Genomic DNA, 16,791 nt, shown 5'->3' with positions numbered 1-16,791 from the left:
TTTTCTTGTAAAATAAAAGATAAGAGTGAAAAGAAGGGAGAACATGCATGACATCAGTCAATCTAAGCTACCCAATAGGAGAATACAAGCCGAGGGAATCCATATCGAAGGAGCAAAAAGATAAGTGGATTCAAGTGCTTGAAGAAGTGCCGGCAAAATTGAAGCAAGCTGTAGAGGGCATGACGGACAGCCAGCTTGACACACCGTACCGGGACGGTGGATGGACCGTTCGGCAAGTTATTCATCATCTGGCTGACAGTCATATGAACAGCTATATTCGTTTTAAATTGAGCTTGACGGAAGAGACACCGGCTATCCGTCCGTATGATGAAAAAGCATGGTCGGAGCTAAAAGACTCGAAAACGGCAGATCCGAGCGGCTCACTCGCGCTTTTGCAGGAGCTTCACGGAAGATGGACGGCTCTGCTCCGCACTCTGACGGATCAGCAATTTAAGCGCGGATTTTATCACCCTGATACAAAGGAGATCATTACCCTGGAGAACGCGCTCGGCCTGTATGTCTGGCACTCACATCACCATATCGCTCATATTACGGAGCTTTCCAGACGGATGGGGTGGTCTTAACGCTTTTGCCGGCGGAAAGCCGGAATACTGATAGCAGCAATCACCAGAAGTGAGATCACAGCAGCCGCTGCATATAAATGATCATAGCCGCTGGCGACACTCGCATGAATGGCGTCGCTTATCGCGGTTTTGACTTCAGGAACGGGAATGCGTTCGATTTGTTCTTGTAAAGAAGAAACATCAGAACTGTCGATCTCCGGAATCATCTGCATCGCCTTTTCTGAATATCCGCTGTCCGATAAGCGGCTGCTGATCTCATCACCTATTTGGTCAAACCCGGCTGTGATAAAACCTGCATAAAGAGTAGGCGCCAAGGTCAGTCCAATTTGCCTTACTAATGAAAGCGTGCCAAGCGCTGTACCCTTATTTGTTTTTGCCGCTTCTGATACAAGGACGTTCAGCGGAGCGCCTAACAGAAAGCCAAAACCGATCCCAGCGACTACACTAGCGATTATAAACTCCCATTTTTCCGTCACCCAGAGCGGAAATAAAGCAAACCCCGCACATGAGATGATTCCCGAAAGAATAACGGTTTTTACAGGACCTTTTTTGTCGGTAAGCGCTCCGCCAAGCCAAGCGCCGATTCCGGAAGCCAACGCAAGCGGTGTCATCCAATAGCCTGCTTTTGCGGCAGGGACACCCAAATACTGCTCGACATATGACGGGATAAAAATGACTGCCGCCAAGAGCCCCCCGGATAACAAACCGATGATAAGCGTGCGCTGAAACATATGGTTTCGCAGCAGAGAATACGCCAAAATGGGATCGCCTCCTCGCATTTCAACTATCTTTTCATACGAGATAAGCGCTGCAAAACAGAGTATGCCAAAAATAATACATCCATAAACCTTCGGATTCCCCAAGCTGTGTAAGAGATTTGCCCCGTCAAGGTTCGTCATGCCGTACATCACGGCTAAAATCGACAGGGACAGAAGGAAGATTCCGGCCGCATCGAGGCGCTTAGCTTCAGGTGCTTTTGTTTCCGCGATAAAGTATGAGCCGAAAACAACCAATAGCACGGCAATCGGCAAATTAATCAAAAACAGCCAATGCCAAGACCCGGTCCAATCAAGCAGAAAGCTTCCGATATTTGGCCCGAGCACAGCGGCCATCCCGTTCATTGCGCCAAGCAGCCCAAGCGCCTTCCCCTGTTTTTCCTTTGGAAGGGTCGCGAGAATGTGAGAGCTGCCGATGATGAAAATCCCGCCGCCTCCAAGCGCCTGAATCAGCCGCGATATCAGAAAGAGCGGGAAGCTTTGGCTCAAAGCAACAAGCAAAGAACCAAGTCCGAACAGGCAAACCTCAATGAGAAAGAGTTTTTTTCTGCCGTAGCGGTCGGAAAGCTTTCCGACGATTGGCACACTGACGCTAAGACCAAGCGTATAAAGGGTAATGCCCCATGATCCCCAGGAAGGAGAAACGGAAAACGACTCGTTTATCGTTGTTAAGGCAGCTGAAATAATTCCGTTATCTAGCGCAGCCATAAATACACCAATCGTAAACAGGCTGATCGCCCACTTTTGGCCTTTCTGCTCTGTTAATGCTTCAGACATATTCATCAACCCCTTTTTTATTCATTCAAAGTATATTATTCATTTTAAATGAACTAAATGTCAAATAAAAAAAGCCTGCTCCCGCAGTTTGCGGATGACAGACTTACAGATTTATTCTTTTTTCGCTTTCTCTAATGCTCTTGAAAGGATAGACAGCCCTTCGGAAACCGCCTGCTTTTCTTCAGGGGACAGCAGCTCTAATGAACGCTTCAATTTCAGGTGGCCTTTTTCATACAAACCCCGGAAAATCTTTTTCGCATTCTCTGTCAACTGAACAACTACAGAGCGGCGGTCCTCTTCAGAATGTGAGCGTTTGACAAATCCTGATTTTTCAAGCCGGTCAAGCAGCCCAGTTGTATTGGACAGGGAAGCCCCCATTTTTTCAGCAATGTCGCTCACTTTCAATGTTCCATGGTTGTTTAATAGCATCAGCACCTTCATTTGCGGCATGCTCATATCCAGCTTCATCCACTCGGACACATCACCGAGCCCGGCGGACGTTAAGACTTTCATATAGAGCACCCATATTTCCCGTTCCTCCGATGAAAGAATGTTTTCGTTTAATACTGTTGTATCGTGTAAATTATATTCCATTTCATCACTTCCTCATCATTCACTCCTCTTACCATATTACTCGATTTTCACTCCTGAAAGAAAGTGAGCAGAAACCGCATGCGGGACTTTGTCCGAAAAATAACGGTAGTGTATAATGAGTTGGAGATTATTGGGGGAGAGGATCGAACTAGAATATGATTGGAGAGACCATTGCTGATTAAAAAGAATGCTTTATCAATATTAAAAATCGTTTTTCCTATTGCTGTTTTGCTATTTGTTATTTATCAATCGAAAAAAGAACTGACAAATCTGTCATTCAAACGTACGCTTATGGTCATCAACGGACTGGAACGAACGGATTTATTCATGCTTGTGTTGATCGGCTTGCTGGCTGTTGCGGCTATGTCGCTGTATGATTACGTCCTGAAGTACTCACTGCGCCTATCGATCACAAACGGAAAAGTTTTCAGGGTTTCCTGGATCGCCAATTCATTTAATAATGTGTTGGGATTCGGCGGTTTAGCCGGAGTCGGGTTAAGAATGATGTTCTATAAGGAGCATACGAAAGACCATAAGGCACTCGTGAAAGGAATCGCCTGGCTCACATCATCTATGCTGCTCGGATTATCTGTTTTCAGCATTTTCGTCGCTGCGAGAGTGCTGCCAGTGGATGAAGTGATTCATGAGAAGCCTTGGCTATGGGCGGTCGTTATCGGTTTTGCGCTGATATTGCCGCTATCTTTGGCGGTGTCCAAAATAAAAGACCGCAAAGCTGGGGACGAAGAGAATGCGGATAAAGTGAAAAATCCGATTTTCGCATATATTGGAGCTTCAGTTGTTGAATGGCTCATGGCCGGGACCGTCATCTATTTTGCTTTGTTCGCTATGGGCATTCATGCAGATATCAGGTATGTGTTCGGGGTGTTCGTCATTGCGGCGATCGGAGGAATGATCAGCCTCGTGCCGGGCGGCTTCGGCTCGTTTGACCTTTTATTTTTGCTGGGGATGGAGCAGCTTGGCTATCATCAAGAGGCCATCGTTACTTCTATTGTGTTGTACAGGCTCGCCTATTCATTTATCCCATTTATCTTGGGACTGTTCTTTGCCGCAGGCGACCTGACGGAAAATACAATGAAGCGGCTCGAAACGAACCCGCGCATCGCACCGGCAATTGAGACGACAAACGTTCTGCTTGTTGTTCAGCGTGCGGTATTAGTGAGAATTTTGCAAGGCTCGCTTTCCCTTATTGTGTTCGTAGCAGGTCTGATTGTCTTGGCCTCAGTTTCCTTGCCGATTGACAGGCTGACGGTTATACCGCACATTCCGCGCCCTGCGCTTTTGCTGTTCAACGGCCTGTCCTTAAGCTCAGCACTCATTCTGCTAATTTTGCCGATCGAGCTTTATAAACGGACAAAACGTTCCTACACGATGGCCATTACAGCGCTTGTCGGCGGCTTTGTGTTCAGCTTTTTAAAAGGGCTTAACATCAGCGCGATATTCGTACTGCCGATGATTATCGTATTGCTTGTGCTATTGAAAAAACAATTTGTCCGCGAACAGGCATCCTATACACTGGGACAATTGATATTCGCTGTGGCGCTGTTTACTGTGGCGCTCTTTAACTACAATCTGATCGCGGGCTTTATTTGGGACCGGATGAAGAAGGTGCTGCGTCACGAATATTTCGTCCACAGCACCTCGCATATTACACATGCAACCATCATGGCGATCATCATTGTGCCGCTGTTCTTCTTGATATTTACAGTGGTCTATCATAAGAGAACGAAACCGATCGGAGAGCAAGCTGACCCTGAGCGTCTTGCTGCGTTTCTTAATGAAAAAGGCGGCAACGCGCTGAGCCATCTCGGTTTTCTTGGAGATAAGCGGTTTTATTTTTCCAGCGATGGGAATGCACTGCTTCTGTTTGGGAAAATCGCCAGAAGGCTGGTCGTGCTCGGCGATCCGTCTGGCCAAAGAGAATCATTCCCGCTCGTGCTGGAAGAATTTCTGAACGAAGCGCATCAGAAGGGATTCAGTGTTTTGTTCTATCAAATTGAACGAGAGGACATGGCGCTGTATCACGATTTTGGCTACAACTTCTTTAAATTGGGCGAGGAAGCATATGTAGATTTAAATACATTTACCTTGACTGGGAAGAAAAAAGCCGGCCTTCGGGCAATCAATAACCGCTTTGAGCGGGAGGAGTATACTTTCCATGTGGATCATCCCCCATTTTCTGATGCGTTTTTGGAGGAGCTGAAGCAAATCTCAGACGAATGGCTCGGCTCGAAAAAAGAGAAGGGATTCTCGCTCGGATTTTTTGATCCTTCCTATTTACAGAAAGCGCCGATCGCCTATATGAAAAATGCAGAAGGAGAGATCGTTGCATTCGCAAATGTCATGCCGATGTACCAGGAAGGAGAGATATCGGTTGATCTGATGCGCTATCGCGGCGACGCTCCAAATGGCATTATGGACGCATTGTTTATCCGTATGTTTTTATGGGCAAAGGAAGAGGGCTGCACGTCATTTAATATGGGGATGGCACCCTTGGCCAATGTCGGCACTGCCTTTACATCCTTCTGGTCCGAAAGGTTTGCCGCTGTCATTTTTAATAATGTCAGATACATGTACAGCTTCAGCGGCCTAAGAGCCTTTAAAGAAAAATACAAACCGGAGTGGCGAGGGAAATACTTAGCGTATCGGAAAAACAGATCTCTTTCTGTCACCATGTTCCTCGTTACACGTCTGATTGGCAAAAGCAAAAAAGACTCCGTCTAATAAGACGGAGTCTTTTTTTATTTCGTTTTTAAAAAGTAGGTTTCAATATCATCAAGCAGGTAGTTTGCGGCTTTAATTCCGCCTGCGGTTGTCCATACGACGTCATCGACTTCATGTGCATTACCTGACTTCACGGCCTTCAGGTTTTTCCATAGTGAACTGCTTGTCCACTGATTGGTCCATTTTTCATTTTCCTTTGCATTATCGGCTTTATAAGTGAAATAAAACAGCACATCAGCATCCATATCAGGAATAGATTCTTTACTGTCAGTTGAGAACGTAAATTGGTCCTTTTGTTTCTTGAACAGTTCTACTTGTTTTTCAGGGCGTTTGAAGCCAAGCTGGTCTAAAATAATCCCTGAGAATGAATCGGTATAATAGATTCTTGATTCACCGGATAAAAAGCGTACGACTGAAACGGTTTTGTTTGTCTGGTCGCCCAGCTTGTTTTTTAAATCAGAAACACGTTTATCAAAATCGGCAATGACTTCCTTGCCTTTGTCCGCCTTATTCACCGCGTTGGCGTATAGAGTCAGGTTATCCTTCCAGTTCCCGGCCAAAGATTCAGCAAAAACAGTCGGCGCAATCGCATTTAACTGATCATAAATTTTTTCCTGGCGCACTTTGTTTCCAATAATCAAATCAGGCTTTAATTCTGCGATGGCTTCCACATTCGGTTCCGTTTCAAGACCGACGTTTTTAACACCTTTCATGTCATCTTTCAGATAGTCATACCACGGGTCGCCCTTCCATGACTTTACGGCTCCGACCGGCTTAATGCCAAGCGCTAAGAGCGCCTCTGTTCCTTCATTAGTTAAAACAACAATCCGTTTTGGATTGGCGGGAATGTTGTCTGATGTCCCCATTGCATGTTTGACCGTTCTTGTTTTGCTGCTTGACCCCTCGCTGTTGCTTGAACTTTCTGAACTATTACAGGCAGAAAGTACCATAACGGCCATTAAAAATACGAATAGCATGCTGATATGCTTTTTCATCTTTTTCCTCCCAATATTGAAATTCATTATCATTTAGATCATAATAAGCAGTGTTAAGAGTGTCAATCCCTAATTGAGGATTATTCTCAAAAACAAACATTACATAGTAAATAACTAGGAGAATTAGATCATGATCTGCAAAAAGGCATCTTCAAAATGGATTGTGTTAGTATGTCTGATTTTCATTTTACTGGCGGCTGTCTGCGCAAGCGTCGTGTACGGCTATACAGGTACGTCATGGAGACAGGTCTATCAGGCATTTACTTCCTTCAACGGAACAAATGAGCATGTCATCATCAAGGATGTCAGGCTTCCGCGCGCTTTGGTTGCGACAGTCGTCGGCGCCTCGCTTGCAGCCGCAGGCGCTCTCATGCAGGCGCTCACAAAAAATCCGCTTGCGTCACCGGGGATTTTCGGGATTAACGCCGGTGCAGGTTTTTTTATTGTTGCCGGATCGTTTTTTCTGCATATTCAGTCACCTCAGGCATTAGTATGGAGCTCGTTTCTGGGGGCAGCATTTACCGCCGCGATCGTCTATGCAGCAGGCTCGCTTGGGAGGGAAGGGCTGACGCCAATCAAACTGACGCTGGCGGGAGCTGCCATGGCAGCCATGTTTTCTTCTCTGACACAGGGCTTGCTGTCTGTCAACGAACTCGAGCTTGCCCAGGTGCTTTTTTGGCTGACTGGCTCTGTGCAGGGCCGGAGTCTGGATCTGTTGATGACGATGTTTCCATATGCAGCGGCAGCGCTGGTAATCTGCTTCTTTCTCGGCCAAAAAATTAATCTCCTCGTTATGGGAGAAGATGTGGCAAAAGGACTCGGCCAAAAAACAGGCCTGCTGAAATTTGTGATGGCGCTTTGTGTTGTCATGCTTGCAGGGTCCGCTGTCGCCATTGCCGGGCCGATTTCTTTTATCGGCATCATTATTCCGCATTTTGCCCGCTTTGTCGTTGGTAATGATTATCGCTGGGTTCTGCCATTTTCCGCTGTTTTGGGTGCCATTTTGCTTGTTTGCGCGGATATCGGTGCGCGATATATCATTATGCCTCAGGAGGTTCCTGTCGGGGTCATGACCGCCATCATCGGAATGCCTGTGTTTGTGTACATCGCAAGAAGGGGGGCGAAGCTATGAAACTTCGTTTTGGCGTTACTGCGGCTGAAAAGAAAGCATGGATCGTCTTTTTAATTTTACTAGGGTTAACAGCTGCTGTACTCATCATAAGCGCAGGTCTCGGACAAAGGTTTATTCCTCCCTGGGATGTAGCAAAAACATTCTTTGGTGCAGGTTCCAAGCTGGATGAACTGATGATCATGTCGTTCCGCATGCCAAGAATTTTGACGGCTTTATGCGCCGGTGTCTGCTTGGCAGCGGCAGGCGCGATATTGCAGGGGCTCGTCAGAAACCCTCTCGCATCTCCGGATATTATCGGAATAACAGGAGGAGCGGCGGTAGCGGTCGTGCTTTTAATGATGTTCTTCTCAGACCGCGGCAGTTCACTTACGATCAGTCTGTCATGGCTTCCAGCAGCCGCATTTATCGGCGCATCGGCTGTCGGGCTCATCGTCTATTTACTGGCATACAAAAATGGCGCCTCCACATTTCGGCTGGTGCTTATCGGAATCGGATTTTCAATGTCGGCGCAGGCGATGACTACCCTGTTGATGATCAAAGGCCCGATTTACCGGGCATCACAAGCCAATGTATATATCACTGGGTCAGTTTATGGGTCAAACTGGCAGCATGTAAAAATAGCTATTATCTTATCTGTCATTCTCTTATTCATTTGTTTTGTCGCGCTAAAAAATATGAATATACAGGTGCTGGGTGAAGATATTGCGGCGGGTGCAGGAAGCGCTGTGCAGCGAAATCGTTTTTTCTTGCTACTTTTGAGTACGGCTCTTACTGGTTGTGCAGTTTCAGTTGCCGGCACAATCGGTTTTGTCGGGCTGATGGCGCCCCATATTGCAAGACGGCTTGTCGGCTCATCTTATGGCGCGCTGCTCCCAGCGTCGGCACTTATTGGAGCTCTGCTCGTTTTAACAGCTGATATCGTCGGCAGAACCTTATTTGCTCCGGTGGAAGTGCCGGCCGGCGTCTTTACAGCGGCTATCGGCGCACCTTATTTTATTTATTTGCTCTATAAAACAAGAAATTCTTAATCGTTACACCCATTTTCTTAAAAAAGAAAATGGGTTTTTTTGATAATGACTGAAGATTCGTAATTATTTTTGCTATACTGACAGAGACATTGATAAAGAAAGGGCGGCAGATGAATGAAAGAAGCAGAGGTATTAAAATATGAAGCATTTACAAGCAGTCCCGGCAAAGGAAACCCCGCAGGCGTCGTTTTGCAGGGAGACGATTATACGGAAGACGAGATGCAGATCATAGCTGAGCGTGCCGGGTATTCAGAAACCTCCTTTATCCGAAAAAGCGAGTCGGCCGATCTTGAACTCCGTTACTTTACACCTGGACACGAAATGAATTTGTGCGGTCATGCGACAGTTGCGTCTCTTTACGCATTATGTGAGAAAGGAATGCTGGAGAGCGGTAAAACGTACAGCATCCAAACGAAAGCGGGTATCCTGCCTGTGAAGATTTCTGAAAAAGATGGCCGTATTCATATCACGCTTGAACAGGCCTCTCCGCAATTCAAACCATTTACAGGCGATCGGAAAAAACTTGCGGACGCACTGGGTATCACCGAAGAGGATTTTCATGAAGACCTTCCGATTGTGTTTGGCAGCACTGGCATATGGACAGCCATCGTTCCGCTTAAATCATTGGAGGCTTCCAAAAAAATGGTGCCAGATAACAAACAATTTCCGGAAGTGTTAATTGATCTGCCAAAAGCTTCAGTCCATCCGTTTACCTTTGAAACCGTTCATCCCGACAGCGACCTGCACGGACGCCACTTTTCATCCCCGTATTCGGGAACGATTGAAGACCCCGTGACCGGCACAGCATCCGGCGTGATGGGGGCTTATATGAAACATTATGGCAATGCCGAGCAGCATAAATTTATCATTGAACAAGGGCAGGAAATTGGAAAAGACGGAAAAGTGGAGATCGAAATAAACGAAGCCGGCGGCCATGTGAAAGTGAACATGACAGGAACAGCCGTTTACTCAGAAACCCGTATTCTTAAAATCTAATACGGATGATGGTTTACAAAAAGATGCACTTTCCGTTATCATTATGAAATGATAATCATTTTCAATTGCATAGGAAGGTGAGACGGTATGCCTCAAACCGAACAAATACATCAGCATTCAGTACTGCGGGACATCATACGCAGCAGAAGATCGATTCGAAAGTTTAAACAAGAGCCAGTACCTTCAGCAGTCATTCTTGACATGCTTGAAACGGCAAAATATGCGCCAAATCACAGAGTGACAGAGCCATGGAGATTTATTTACGTTTCCAGTGAGACAGGTAAAGCGAACCTCATCAATACATTTGCAGCGTTCTCTAAGAAATCCAAGCCGGATATGACAGAGGAAAAGCTTCAAAATTTCAAAAACACACTTGGGCGCGTTCCGGGATTTCTCCTCGTCGTGTTTCAGGAAGATGAAAACGAAAGAGCGCGGGACGACGATTTTGCGGCAACAAGCTCGTTGATTCAAAATCTTCAGCTTCTCGCTTGGGAAAAAGGAATCGGCATGGTTTGGAAAAGCGGAAAAATCCTTTATGACAAAGAAGTCCATCAGGCCTTTGGTTTACAGGATAATGAGCGTTTCGCCGCCATCATACAAACAGGTTATCCTGACGAGGCGCCGGAAGTGAAAAAACGCACACCGATCCGCGACCGATTCACTGAAATGTAAAAAACCCCTTGTCTCAAACGGAGACAAGGGGTTTTTCATTAACGAGATTTCTTTTTCGCTCTGTTGTCGGCTGCTTTCGCACGCTCTTGCGCTTCGCGGTCATCTGCATCAGCAAGCTCGGTTGAATATTCTTCGTAAACGCCGTCAGTTTCCCTTTTTAATGCATCGGGAACTTGTGGAAGCTTTTGTTTGTTTTTATCACGGTTTTTGTGGATATGATTTCTGCCCATATCAAATTCCCCCTAAAAAGTGATATCAAACAAAGATAGTATTTGGTTTTAAGGGGCTATGTATTCCTACTTCCGCTTAGCAGCTTTTTCCGCTTTTTTAAATTCGCCTGAATAAAGAACTTCCTGCATTTTTTTCAGGTTGGCGCCTTGCTGGTGCTTCTCCCTCTTTTTTTCCATAAAAAGGACCTCCTTCAACCATGTTATTCTTAAGGTTGACGCTTCCTGCTGTTTTTATACAGTCTTACGGTCCGCTATCAGCTGTGAGAGTGCAAATTCAAGATCCGAATATGTAAAACGAAATCCAGAGGTTATCGCTTTTTTAGGAAGAGCGCGCTGTCCTTTCACAATCAAAAGACTCATTTCACCCAATGTTTTTGATAAAAAGAATTCCGGGACGGGGAGCCAGTGCGGGCGGTGCTTCACCCGTGCAATCGCTTTTCCGAATTGCTTCATGTCCACAGGATTGGGCGCGGTGACATTCATTGGGCCTGAGATGCCGGCGTTTTCCACCGCATATCGGATCATCTGGGCCGCATCCTCGACATGAATCCATGACAGCCACTGCCTTCCCGTTCCAATCGTTCCGCCGGCCAGAAACTTATAGGGGAGAACCATAAGCGGTAAAGCGCCTTTTTCTCCAAGCATCACGCCAAATCTTGCATAAACCGTCCGGATGCCCATCGCTTCAATATGCTGTCCTTCCTTTTCCCACAGGTGTGCAGTATGGCTGAGAAAATCCTCATCTGACGTTGCAGAATCCTCTGTGAAAGTTCTCTCAAGGCTTGTGCCGTAAATGCCCACGGCACTGGCTTGGATCAATGTCTTCGGCTTCTCCTTCTGTTTCTGAATAAGCCGCTGCACTTCACGCGTCGCATTGATACGGCTGGAGAGAATGTGCTGCTTCGTTTTTTCTGTCCAGCGGCCAAAAATCGATTTTCCCGCAAGATTTATCCAGACATCAATATGAGGAAGTTCCTGCTCCGGGGCGGCTCCTTCCGACAGCCATTGGACATATGTCATATTTTTTTGTTCAGTTTTCCTTGCGTTTCTTGATAAAATATAAACATGGTGTCCTTGGCGGGTAAGAACGCCTGTCAGATGCTGGCCGAGAAAACCGGTTCCGCCCGTCATTGCGATATTCATGAACATCTCTCCTCATCGTTCTAATAAATATACTTTACCTCATTGTAATAAAAGAAAACGCGTTTCAGGCCTGAGAAGGGAGATTAAGATGCCGTTTATTACAAAAATATCAACGCAAAAAAAGAATACGGAACGCTTCAATATTTTTCTGGATGATAAATACGCCTTCAGCGTGGACGCGGATGTGCTCGTGAAATTTGAGCTCAAGAAGGGAAAAGAACTCGATGATCTTGACATCATTGAAATTCAATACGGCGATGAAGTGAAGAAAGGCTTCAACCGTGCGCTTGACTTTTTATCCTATCGAATGCGGTCGACGAAAGAGGTCGAGGACCACTTAAAGAAAAAAGAAACCTCGCCCCCCGTCATTGCGGAAGTCATCCATAGGCTTAACGATTACAAGTACTTAAACGACCAGGAATTTGCCGCAGCCTATGTCAGCACTCACAAAAAAACAAACGGAAAAGGCCCTGATGTTTTGTTCAGAGAGCTAAGAGCGAAGGGAATTGATGACGATACAATTAAGGAGGCGCTAAGTTCCTTTTCCTTTGAAGATCAGACAAGAGAAGCGGTCAAGCATGTTGAAAAGCTTCTCAAAAAAGATAAAAAGCTTTCGACGAAAGAATTCAAACAGCGCGCCCAGCTGCAGCTTCAGCGCAAGGGCTTCTCATTTGATGTTATCAGCGCGGCGATGGATCAGATTGAATATGAAAATGATGAAGACACGGAGAAAGAAGCGCTGCGCCTTCACGCGGAAAAAGCGTTTAGAAAATACCGCTATGACGGCTCATATGAAAGCGCCATGAAGGTCAAACAATTTTTATTCCGCAAAGGATTCTCACTCGATTTAATCGAGCAATTACTGCAGGAAGAGGAGTACTGAAATGGAGAAACGATACAGTCAAATGACACCTCACGAACTCAATACCGAAATCGCATTACTTTCTGAAAAAGCAAGAAAAGCCGAACAGCATGGTATCATAAACGAACTGGCAGTGCTCGAACGGAAAATTACGATGGCAAAAGCATATTTGCTGAACCCGGAAGATTACTCACCGGGAGAAACATATCGTGTGGAAAACACTGAGGACGAGTTTACCATCAGTTATTTAAATGGCGTTTTCGCATGGGGATACAGGACCTCTTCCCCTCAGCAAGAGGAAGCGCTGCCAATCTCAGTATTGAAGAAAAAGAATAAAGCGTAACGGGGAGGCTGATGATCAGCCTCTTTTTGTTTGCAGCACATTTACACGAATTCTTAAAGAAAAAATCATTGAATTCACTTGAAAAATCTTTTAAGATGAAACTCGTTGTTTTTTAAAATCAAAGGAGGCGATGACGTTGAGTATCAAAAACCCATCTGTAAAATTTATTATATTTGTTCTTATGATTTGCACATTTTCAATTGGCTATACAGAATACGCGGTGATGGGTATTTTGACGTCGATTGCCAATGACTTTCATATACAGGTTTCATCCGCAGGGCTTCTTGTCACGGCTTATGCGGCAAGCGTTTGTTTGACAGGACCGCTCGTCACCATCATTTCCGTCAAGCTTCCGAGAAAGCCTGTGCTTCTTGGGCTGATGGCGGTTTTTATCCTTTCCAACCTGATGAGCGCACTGGCGCCGAATTTTGCTGTATTGGCCATTTCAAGAATTTTATCTGCGTCCATTCACGGCGCTTTCTTCGCGATTGCCATGGTATTCGCAAGTGAAATGGTTCCGCCGGAAAAGCGTGCTGCAGCTGCTGCTTCAATGAACGGCGGACTGACAGTGGCTCTAATGCTTGGTGTTCCATTCGGCTCTTATCTCGGAGATGTCCTGAATTGGAGAGCGGTGTTTTCCATCATTACGGCTCTTGGTGTCATCGGATTTTTAGGCCTTATGGCTGCCGTGCCGAACAGAAAACCAAAAGTGATCCCAATGCTTATGAATGAGTGGGGGGTTTTTAAACACAAACAAGTGCTGTTTTCCTTCGCGATTACCATTTTAGGCTATTCCGGTGTCTTTATCGCCTACACCTTTATCGAACCCATTTTGAGGCATTCAGCCGGATTCAGCACGGTTGGCATTACAGGTGCTCTTTTTGCGTATGGATTGGGAGGCGTTGCCGGGAATTTCTTTGCTGGAAAAGTACCGCTGCCTTTGCTGACTCGGACGATGATCGGCGTAATGATCGGTTTAATCGGTGTTCTGGCTGTATTTCCTTATATCGCCATTTACCCGGCTGCAGCCATTGTGGCAACGTTCCTATTCGGGGCATGCGCATTCGGCACGCCGCCTCTTTTGCAAACAAAGGTCATTTCATCATCTGAGGGCGGCACGACCATTGCCGCAGCTGTCAGCGTATCAGCATTTAACCTTGCCAATGCCCTTGGTGCATGGATCGGCGGAATGATTTTAAACGGAACAGGCTCTTATTCCTGGCTGTTTGCAGGAGGTGCGCTTATGACTGCATGCGGACTTGTGCTTTCTACCTTCGCACACTTATCAGAAAAGAAGAGCGTCTACGAATATCAAGTCAATAAAGGGTAAAAACAGCTGCAGTGTATGCAGCTGTTCTTCTTTACCGTTTGCCTGAGGCTCTCATTCTTTCTTGAGGATGCTGATTGATAGATCCGTCAGCACGCTTTGAAGCATAATCGTCCTTTGCTCTCGGTTCACCCTGAAATTTGTTTTCGTTTTCGTAAGGAAATCCTTTTTCTTTATTTCGGACCATGTCATATCCCCCTAGGTTCGAGATCAAAAAGTTGCGTCTTTCCAGATGAAGACGTAAGGTTAGTATATGGAGAACACCACGTAATAAAGCGTTATTTTTTTCCTGAAGAAAGGAGACTGCACACATGAATATGTACATTGAGAAACTGACTAATCTGCTTCTGGAAAAGAACGAGATGATCAGCTATATACAGGCAAAAACGTGGGTGGAATTGTTATGGAGTGATTTCGAAGCAACCTATGCAAAAGCCGGACACGCCTATCAAGGTGAAAAAATGACTGAAAAAATCGTCACACAATGGATTGAAAACTATGGCGGCCAGCTCCACCTTTTTCAAAGCTCCCGTAACGACGTGAATGATTACTTAAATCAAAGCAGAGGCCTTTTGCATTAAAAACCTGCCGTTAACGACCGGCAGGTTTTTTCATTTTCTTAAAATTACCTTAACAGGAAGAAATCATAAACAAAACATGTTTCACCAGCCTGTCAATCAGGGAATACCACTTATATCTTGTCAAAATGCGAGGAGGAGCTTTATATGAAAAAGAAACAAGTAATGCTCGCTTTAACAGCTGCCGCAGGACTGGGTTTGACAGCACTTCATTCCGCTCCCGCAGCAAAAGCTGCGCCCCTTCACGACATATCTGTCAGCATGCCATCATCCGATACTTACATCATAAAAACAGGAAAGCTGAATGTCCGGACTGAGCCAAATCATGAAGGTGATATTCTCGGCACTGTATCATCAGAACAAAAGGTAAAAGTCGATAGGTTCGTAAATGCCGATTGGGCTCAAATTTATTTCAAAGGAAAGAAAGCATATATTTCAACTCACTTTTTAATGAAAACCGCAAGCCAAGCGAAAACAACGAAACAGACAGCCTTCTATGCACCGACGCCCGAAAATGGAAAAGCTAAACAGCTCTCATCTGGAACAGAGGTGACAATACTTGGGTGGGGATTCAGTGAAAACGGCGGATTTGACTTCACTTGGGCGTTCGTGGATTATGGCGGAGTTAAAGGCTATATTCACACAAAGGATTTACAAATGCGATAAAAAGGCAGGCCGAGGCTTGTCTTTTTGCCTATGCATGAAACATTTCTTCTTTCTGCACGTAACAATGAGAAAGGAGATGATGATATGACGGGTTTAGTCGGCGGAGGGCTTATGATCATTGCGGGCATACTGATCAAACTGTTTCCTCCCAAATCGATCAACAGTGTGTATGGATACAGAACGAGACGCTCAATGTCAGATCAAAGATTATGGAATGAAGCGAACCGTTACAGTGCATCATTAATGATCCTGTCAGGCTTGGTGATTGCGGGAATGGGTTTGCTGCTGGGATCAAACTTGATTATTCTTCAGCTTATCCTGCTGATTGCCGCCTGTGTCATAACATTTATGCTAACGGAGAAAAGGCTGAAAATCATTACGCACAGTCAAGGAGGAGATTGAAGTGGACGGAGTTAAATGCCAGTTTGTCAATACGAACGGAATCACGCTCCACGTTGCAGCCGCAGGACCGGAAGACGGCCCGTTAATTGTCCTGCTCCATGGATTTCCTGAGTTTTGGTACGGCTGGAAAAATCAAATCAAACCGCTTGTTGATGCGGGTTACCGGGTCATTGCTCCTGATCAGCGGGGCTACAATCTCAGTGACAAACCAGAAGGAATTGATTCATATCGGATTGATACATTAAGAGATGATATCATCGGGCTTATTACGCAATTCACTGATGAAAAAGCAATTGTCATCGGTCATGACTGGGGAGGAGCTGTCGCATGGCATTTGGCTTCCACACGCCCGGAATATCTTGAAAAACTGATCGCGATCAATATCCCGCACCCGCACGTCATGAAAACCGTAACGCCGCTTTATCCGCCGCAATGGCTGAAAAGCTCGTATATCGCATACTTCCAGCTGCCCGATATACCGGAGGCATCACTAAGGGAAAATGATTATGATACATTAGACAAAGCGATTGGATTATCCGACCGTCCCGCGCTTTTTACATCCGAGGATGTCAGCAGGTACAAAGAAGCGTGGAAGCAGCCGGGCGCGCTGACAGCTATGCTGAACTGGTACAGAGCCCTCAGAAAAGGAAGCTTGGCAGAGAAACCCTCTTACGAAACAGTACCTTACCGAATGATCTGGGGAATGGAAGACCGCTTTTTGAGCAGGAAGCTTGCGAAAGAGACGGAAAGGCATTGCCCGAATGGACATCTCATCTTTGTTGATGAAGCTTCCCATTGGATTAACCACGAAAAGCCAGCCATCGTCAATCAGCTGATTTTGGAATATCTTAAGAACCAATAAGCTAAAATTTCTCTCCATCCGTCTGTCATAATGGCAGACTTTTTCTGTGCGTTTTTTTCATAGTCTGTTTTAAACATGACAA

Annotated in this window: 20 protein-coding genes; 13 read left to right on the top strand and 7 right to left on the bottom strand. The window is 45.7% G+C overall.

Annotated elements, in window-relative coordinates:
* The first annotated feature begins 47 nt into the window (after positions 1-47).
* Positions 48-584 carry a bacillithiol transferase BstA gene (bstA, locus tag BGM23_RS17560; protein WP_003233581.1) on the top strand — a complete coding sequence of 179 codons (537 nt, stop codon included), beginning with the start codon at positions 48-50 and terminating at the stop codon, positions 582-584.
* Here bstA and BGM23_RS17555 read toward each other — a convergent pair.
* A complete protein-coding gene (locus BGM23_RS17555; protein WP_046664316.1) occupies positions 581-2,137 on the bottom strand; it encodes an MFS transporter in 1,557 nt (518 codons plus the stop codon). The genes bstA and BGM23_RS17555 overlap by 4 nt on opposite strands.
* Positions 2,138-2,248: 111 nt before the next feature.
* Positions 2,249-2,731 carry a MarR family transcriptional regulator gene (locus BGM23_RS17550; protein ID WP_003233577.1) on the bottom strand — a complete coding sequence of 161 codons (483 nt, stop codon included), beginning with the start codon at positions 2,729-2,731 and terminating at the stop codon, positions 2,249-2,251.
* Positions 2,732-2,902: 171 nt separating this feature from the next.
* Between BGM23_RS17550 and mprF the strand changes: the two genes are divergently transcribed.
* On the top strand, positions 2,903-5,473 hold the full coding sequence (mprF, locus tag BGM23_RS17545) for a bifunctional lysylphosphatidylglycerol flippase/synthetase MprF (protein WP_003233575.1): 2,571 nt from the start codon (positions 2,903-2,905) through the stop codon (positions 5,471-5,473).
* Positions 5,474-5,490: 17 nt separating this feature from the next.
* Here mprF and BGM23_RS17540 read toward each other — a convergent pair whose 3' ends face one another.
* Entirely contained in the window at positions 5,491-6,468 is a 978-nt protein-coding gene (locus BGM23_RS17540; RefSeq protein ID WP_029726846.1) for an ABC transporter substrate-binding protein, read from the bottom strand.
* A 130-nt stretch (positions 6,469-6,598) separates the two neighbouring features.
* On the opposite strand from BGM23_RS17540, the gene BGM23_RS17535 reads away from it, so the two are divergent.
* The 4 genes from BGM23_RS17535 to BGM23_RS17520 all read left to right on the top strand — a co-directional run bounded on the left by BGM23_RS17535 (position 6,599) and on the right by BGM23_RS17520 (position 10,296).
* Entirely contained in the window at positions 6,599-7,600 is a 1,002-nt protein-coding gene (locus BGM23_RS17535) for a FecCD family ABC transporter permease (RefSeq protein WP_003233570.1), read from the top strand.
* Positions 7,597-8,628 carry a FecCD family ABC transporter permease gene (locus tag BGM23_RS17530; RefSeq protein WP_046664315.1) on the top strand — a complete coding sequence of 344 codons (1,032 nt, stop codon included), beginning with the start codon at positions 7,597-7,599 and terminating at the stop codon, positions 8,626-8,628. The genes BGM23_RS17535 and BGM23_RS17530 overlap by 4 nt, the downstream gene beginning before the upstream one ends.
* 114 nt (positions 8,629-8,742) lie before the next feature.
* Complete coding sequence (locus BGM23_RS17525) at positions 8,743-9,624, top strand: PhzF family phenazine biosynthesis isomerase (protein WP_046664314.1); 882 nt, start codon at positions 8,743-8,745, stop codon at positions 9,622-9,624.
* A gap of 87 nt (positions 9,625-9,711) precedes the next feature.
* The gene (locus tag BGM23_RS17520; protein ID WP_003243940.1) at positions 9,712-10,296 is read left to right on the top strand and encodes a nitroreductase family protein; all 585 of its coding nucleotides are present in this window, start codon (positions 9,712-9,714) and stop codon (positions 10,294-10,296) included.
* Positions 10,297-10,334: 38 nt separating this feature from the next.
* Here BGM23_RS17520 and BGM23_RS17515 read toward each other — a convergent pair whose 3' ends face one another.
* The 3 genes from BGM23_RS17515 to BGM23_RS17505 form a co-directional block, all read right to left on the bottom strand.
* The gene (locus BGM23_RS17515; protein WP_003233561.1) at positions 10,335-10,526 is read right to left on the bottom strand and encodes a YfhD family protein; all 192 of its coding nucleotides are present in this window, start codon (positions 10,524-10,526) and stop codon (positions 10,335-10,337) included.
* Positions 10,527-10,592: 66 nt separating this feature from the next.
* Complete coding sequence (locus tag BGM23_RS17510) at positions 10,593-10,703, bottom strand: YfhE family protein (protein WP_003223230.1); 111 nt, start codon at positions 10,701-10,703, stop codon at positions 10,593-10,595.
* A gap of 54 nt (positions 10,704-10,757) precedes the next feature.
* The gene (locus BGM23_RS17505) at positions 10,758-11,669 is read right to left on the bottom strand and encodes a TIGR01777 family oxidoreductase (RefSeq protein WP_029726845.1); all 912 of its coding nucleotides are present in this window, start codon (positions 11,667-11,669) and stop codon (positions 10,758-10,760) included.
* An 88-nt stretch (positions 11,670-11,757) separates the two neighbouring features.
* Here BGM23_RS17505 and recX point away from each other — a divergent pair, with 88 nt between their 5' ends.
* From recX to BGM23_RS17485, 3 genes are all read left to right on the top strand, one after another.
* The gene (gene recX / locus BGM23_RS17500) at positions 11,758-12,552 is read left to right on the top strand and encodes a recombination regulator RecX (protein ID WP_029726844.1); all 795 of its coding nucleotides are present in this window, start codon (positions 11,758-11,760) and stop codon (positions 12,550-12,552) included.
* Between the two features lies 1 nt (position 12,553).
* Entirely contained in the window at positions 12,554-12,874 is a 321-nt protein-coding gene (locus BGM23_RS17495; protein ID WP_029726843.1) for a YfhH family protein, read from the top strand.
* Between the two features lie 136 nt (positions 12,875-13,010).
* A complete protein-coding gene (locus BGM23_RS17485; RefSeq protein ID WP_072692836.1) occupies positions 13,011-14,204 on the top strand; it encodes an MFS transporter in 1,194 nt (397 codons plus the stop codon).
* A 31-nt stretch (positions 14,205-14,235) separates the two neighbouring features.
* Here BGM23_RS17485 and BGM23_RS17480 read toward each other — a convergent pair whose 3' ends face one another.
* Positions 14,236-14,388 (bottom strand): small, acid-soluble spore protein K, encoded by a 153-nt coding sequence (locus BGM23_RS17480; protein ID WP_003223241.1) that lies wholly within the window; start codon positions 14,386-14,388, stop codon positions 14,236-14,238.
* 124 nt (positions 14,389-14,512) lie between these two features.
* On the opposite strand from BGM23_RS17480, the gene BGM23_RS17475 reads away from it, so the two are divergent.
* The 4 genes from BGM23_RS17475 to ephM all read left to right on the top strand — a co-directional run bounded on the left by BGM23_RS17475 (position 14,513) and on the right by ephM (position 16,709).
* Entirely contained in the window at positions 14,513-14,782 is a 270-nt protein-coding gene (locus tag BGM23_RS17475) for a YfhJ family protein (protein WP_003243789.1), read from the top strand.
* Positions 14,783-14,926: 144 nt separating this feature from the next.
* A complete protein-coding gene (locus tag BGM23_RS17470; protein ID WP_029726841.1) occupies positions 14,927-15,445 on the top strand; it encodes an SH3 domain-containing protein in 519 nt (172 codons plus the stop codon).
* 84 nt (positions 15,446-15,529) lie between these two features.
* Positions 15,530-15,847: an SdpC immunity protein SpdL gene (gene spdL / locus BGM23_RS17465; RefSeq protein WP_032679045.1), complete on the top strand. Its 318-nt coding sequence runs from the start codon at positions 15,530-15,532 to the stop codon at positions 15,845-15,847.
* A gap of 1 nt (position 15,848) precedes the next feature.
* On the top strand, positions 15,849-16,709 hold the full coding sequence (gene ephM / locus BGM23_RS17460) for an epoxide hydrolase EphM (RefSeq protein ID WP_029726839.1): 861 nt from the start codon (positions 15,849-15,851) through the stop codon (positions 16,707-16,709).
* Positions 16,710-16,791 lie beyond the last annotated feature (82 nt).

It is taken from the genome of Bacillus sp. FJAT-14266 (assembly GCF_001719225.1).
GTDB classification, from domain to species: domain Bacteria; phylum Bacillota; class Bacilli; order Bacillales; family Bacillaceae; genus Bacillus; species Bacillus subtilis.
Note: the sequence above shows the minus strand (reverse complement) of the source record. Positions and strands in the feature narration are given on the sequence as shown.

Bases quoted from the DNA above. Each gene is read 5' to 3' on its own strand.
- bstA (WP_003233581.1), top strand. From the start codon at position 48: ATGACATCAGTCAATCTAAGCTACCCAATAGGAGAATACAAGCCGAGG.
- BGM23_RS17555 (WP_046664316.1), bottom strand. From the start codon at position 2,137: ATGTCTGAAGCATTAACAGAGCAGAAAGGCCAAAAGTGGGCGATCAGC.
- BGM23_RS17550 (WP_003233577.1), bottom strand. From the start codon at position 2,731: ATGGAATATAATTTACACGATACAACAGTATTAAACGAAAACATTCTT.
- BGM23_RS17540 (WP_029726846.1), bottom strand. From the start codon at position 6,468: ATGAAAAAGCATATCAGCATGCTATTCGTATTTTTAATGGCCGTTATG.
- BGM23_RS17535 (WP_003233570.1), top strand. From the start codon at position 6,599: ATGATCTGCAAAAAGGCATCTTCAAAATGGATTGTGTTAGTATGTCTG.
- BGM23_RS17530 (WP_046664315.1), top strand. From the start codon at position 7,597: ATGAAACTTCGTTTTGGCGTTACTGCGGCTGAAAAGAAAGCATGGATC.
- BGM23_RS17525 (WP_046664314.1), top strand. From the start codon at position 8,743: ATGAAAGAAGCAGAGGTATTAAAATATGAAGCATTTACAAGCAGTCCC.
- BGM23_RS17520 (WP_003243940.1), top strand. From the start codon at position 9,712: ATGCCTCAAACCGAACAAATACATCAGCATTCAGTACTGCGGGACATC.
- BGM23_RS17515 (WP_003233561.1), bottom strand. From the start codon at position 10,526: ATGGGCAGAAATCATATCCACAAAAACCGTGATAAAAACAAACAAAAG.
- BGM23_RS17510 (WP_003223230.1), bottom strand. From the start codon at position 10,703: ATGGAAAAAAAGAGGGAGAAGCACCAGCAAGGCGCCAACCTGAAAAAA.
- BGM23_RS17505 (WP_029726845.1), bottom strand. From the start codon at position 11,669: ATGAATATCGCAATGACGGGCGGAACCGGTTTTCTCGGCCAGCATCTG.
- recX (WP_029726844.1), top strand. From the start codon at position 11,758: ATGCCGTTTATTACAAAAATATCAACGCAAAAAAAGAATACGGAACGC.
- BGM23_RS17495 (WP_029726843.1), top strand. From the start codon at position 12,554: ATGGAGAAACGATACAGTCAAATGACACCTCACGAACTCAATACCGAA.
- BGM23_RS17480 (WP_003223241.1), bottom strand. From the start codon at position 14,388: ATGGTCCGAAATAAAGAAAAAGGATTTCCTTACGAAAACGAAAACAAA.
- BGM23_RS17475 (WP_003243789.1), top strand. From the start codon at position 14,513: ATGAATATGTACATTGAGAAACTGACTAATCTGCTTCTGGAAAAGAAC.
- BGM23_RS17470 (WP_029726841.1), top strand. From the start codon at position 14,927: ATGAAAAAGAAACAAGTAATGCTCGCTTTAACAGCTGCCGCAGGACTG.
- spdL (WP_032679045.1), top strand. From the start codon at position 15,530: ATGACGGGTTTAGTCGGCGGAGGGCTTATGATCATTGCGGGCATACTG.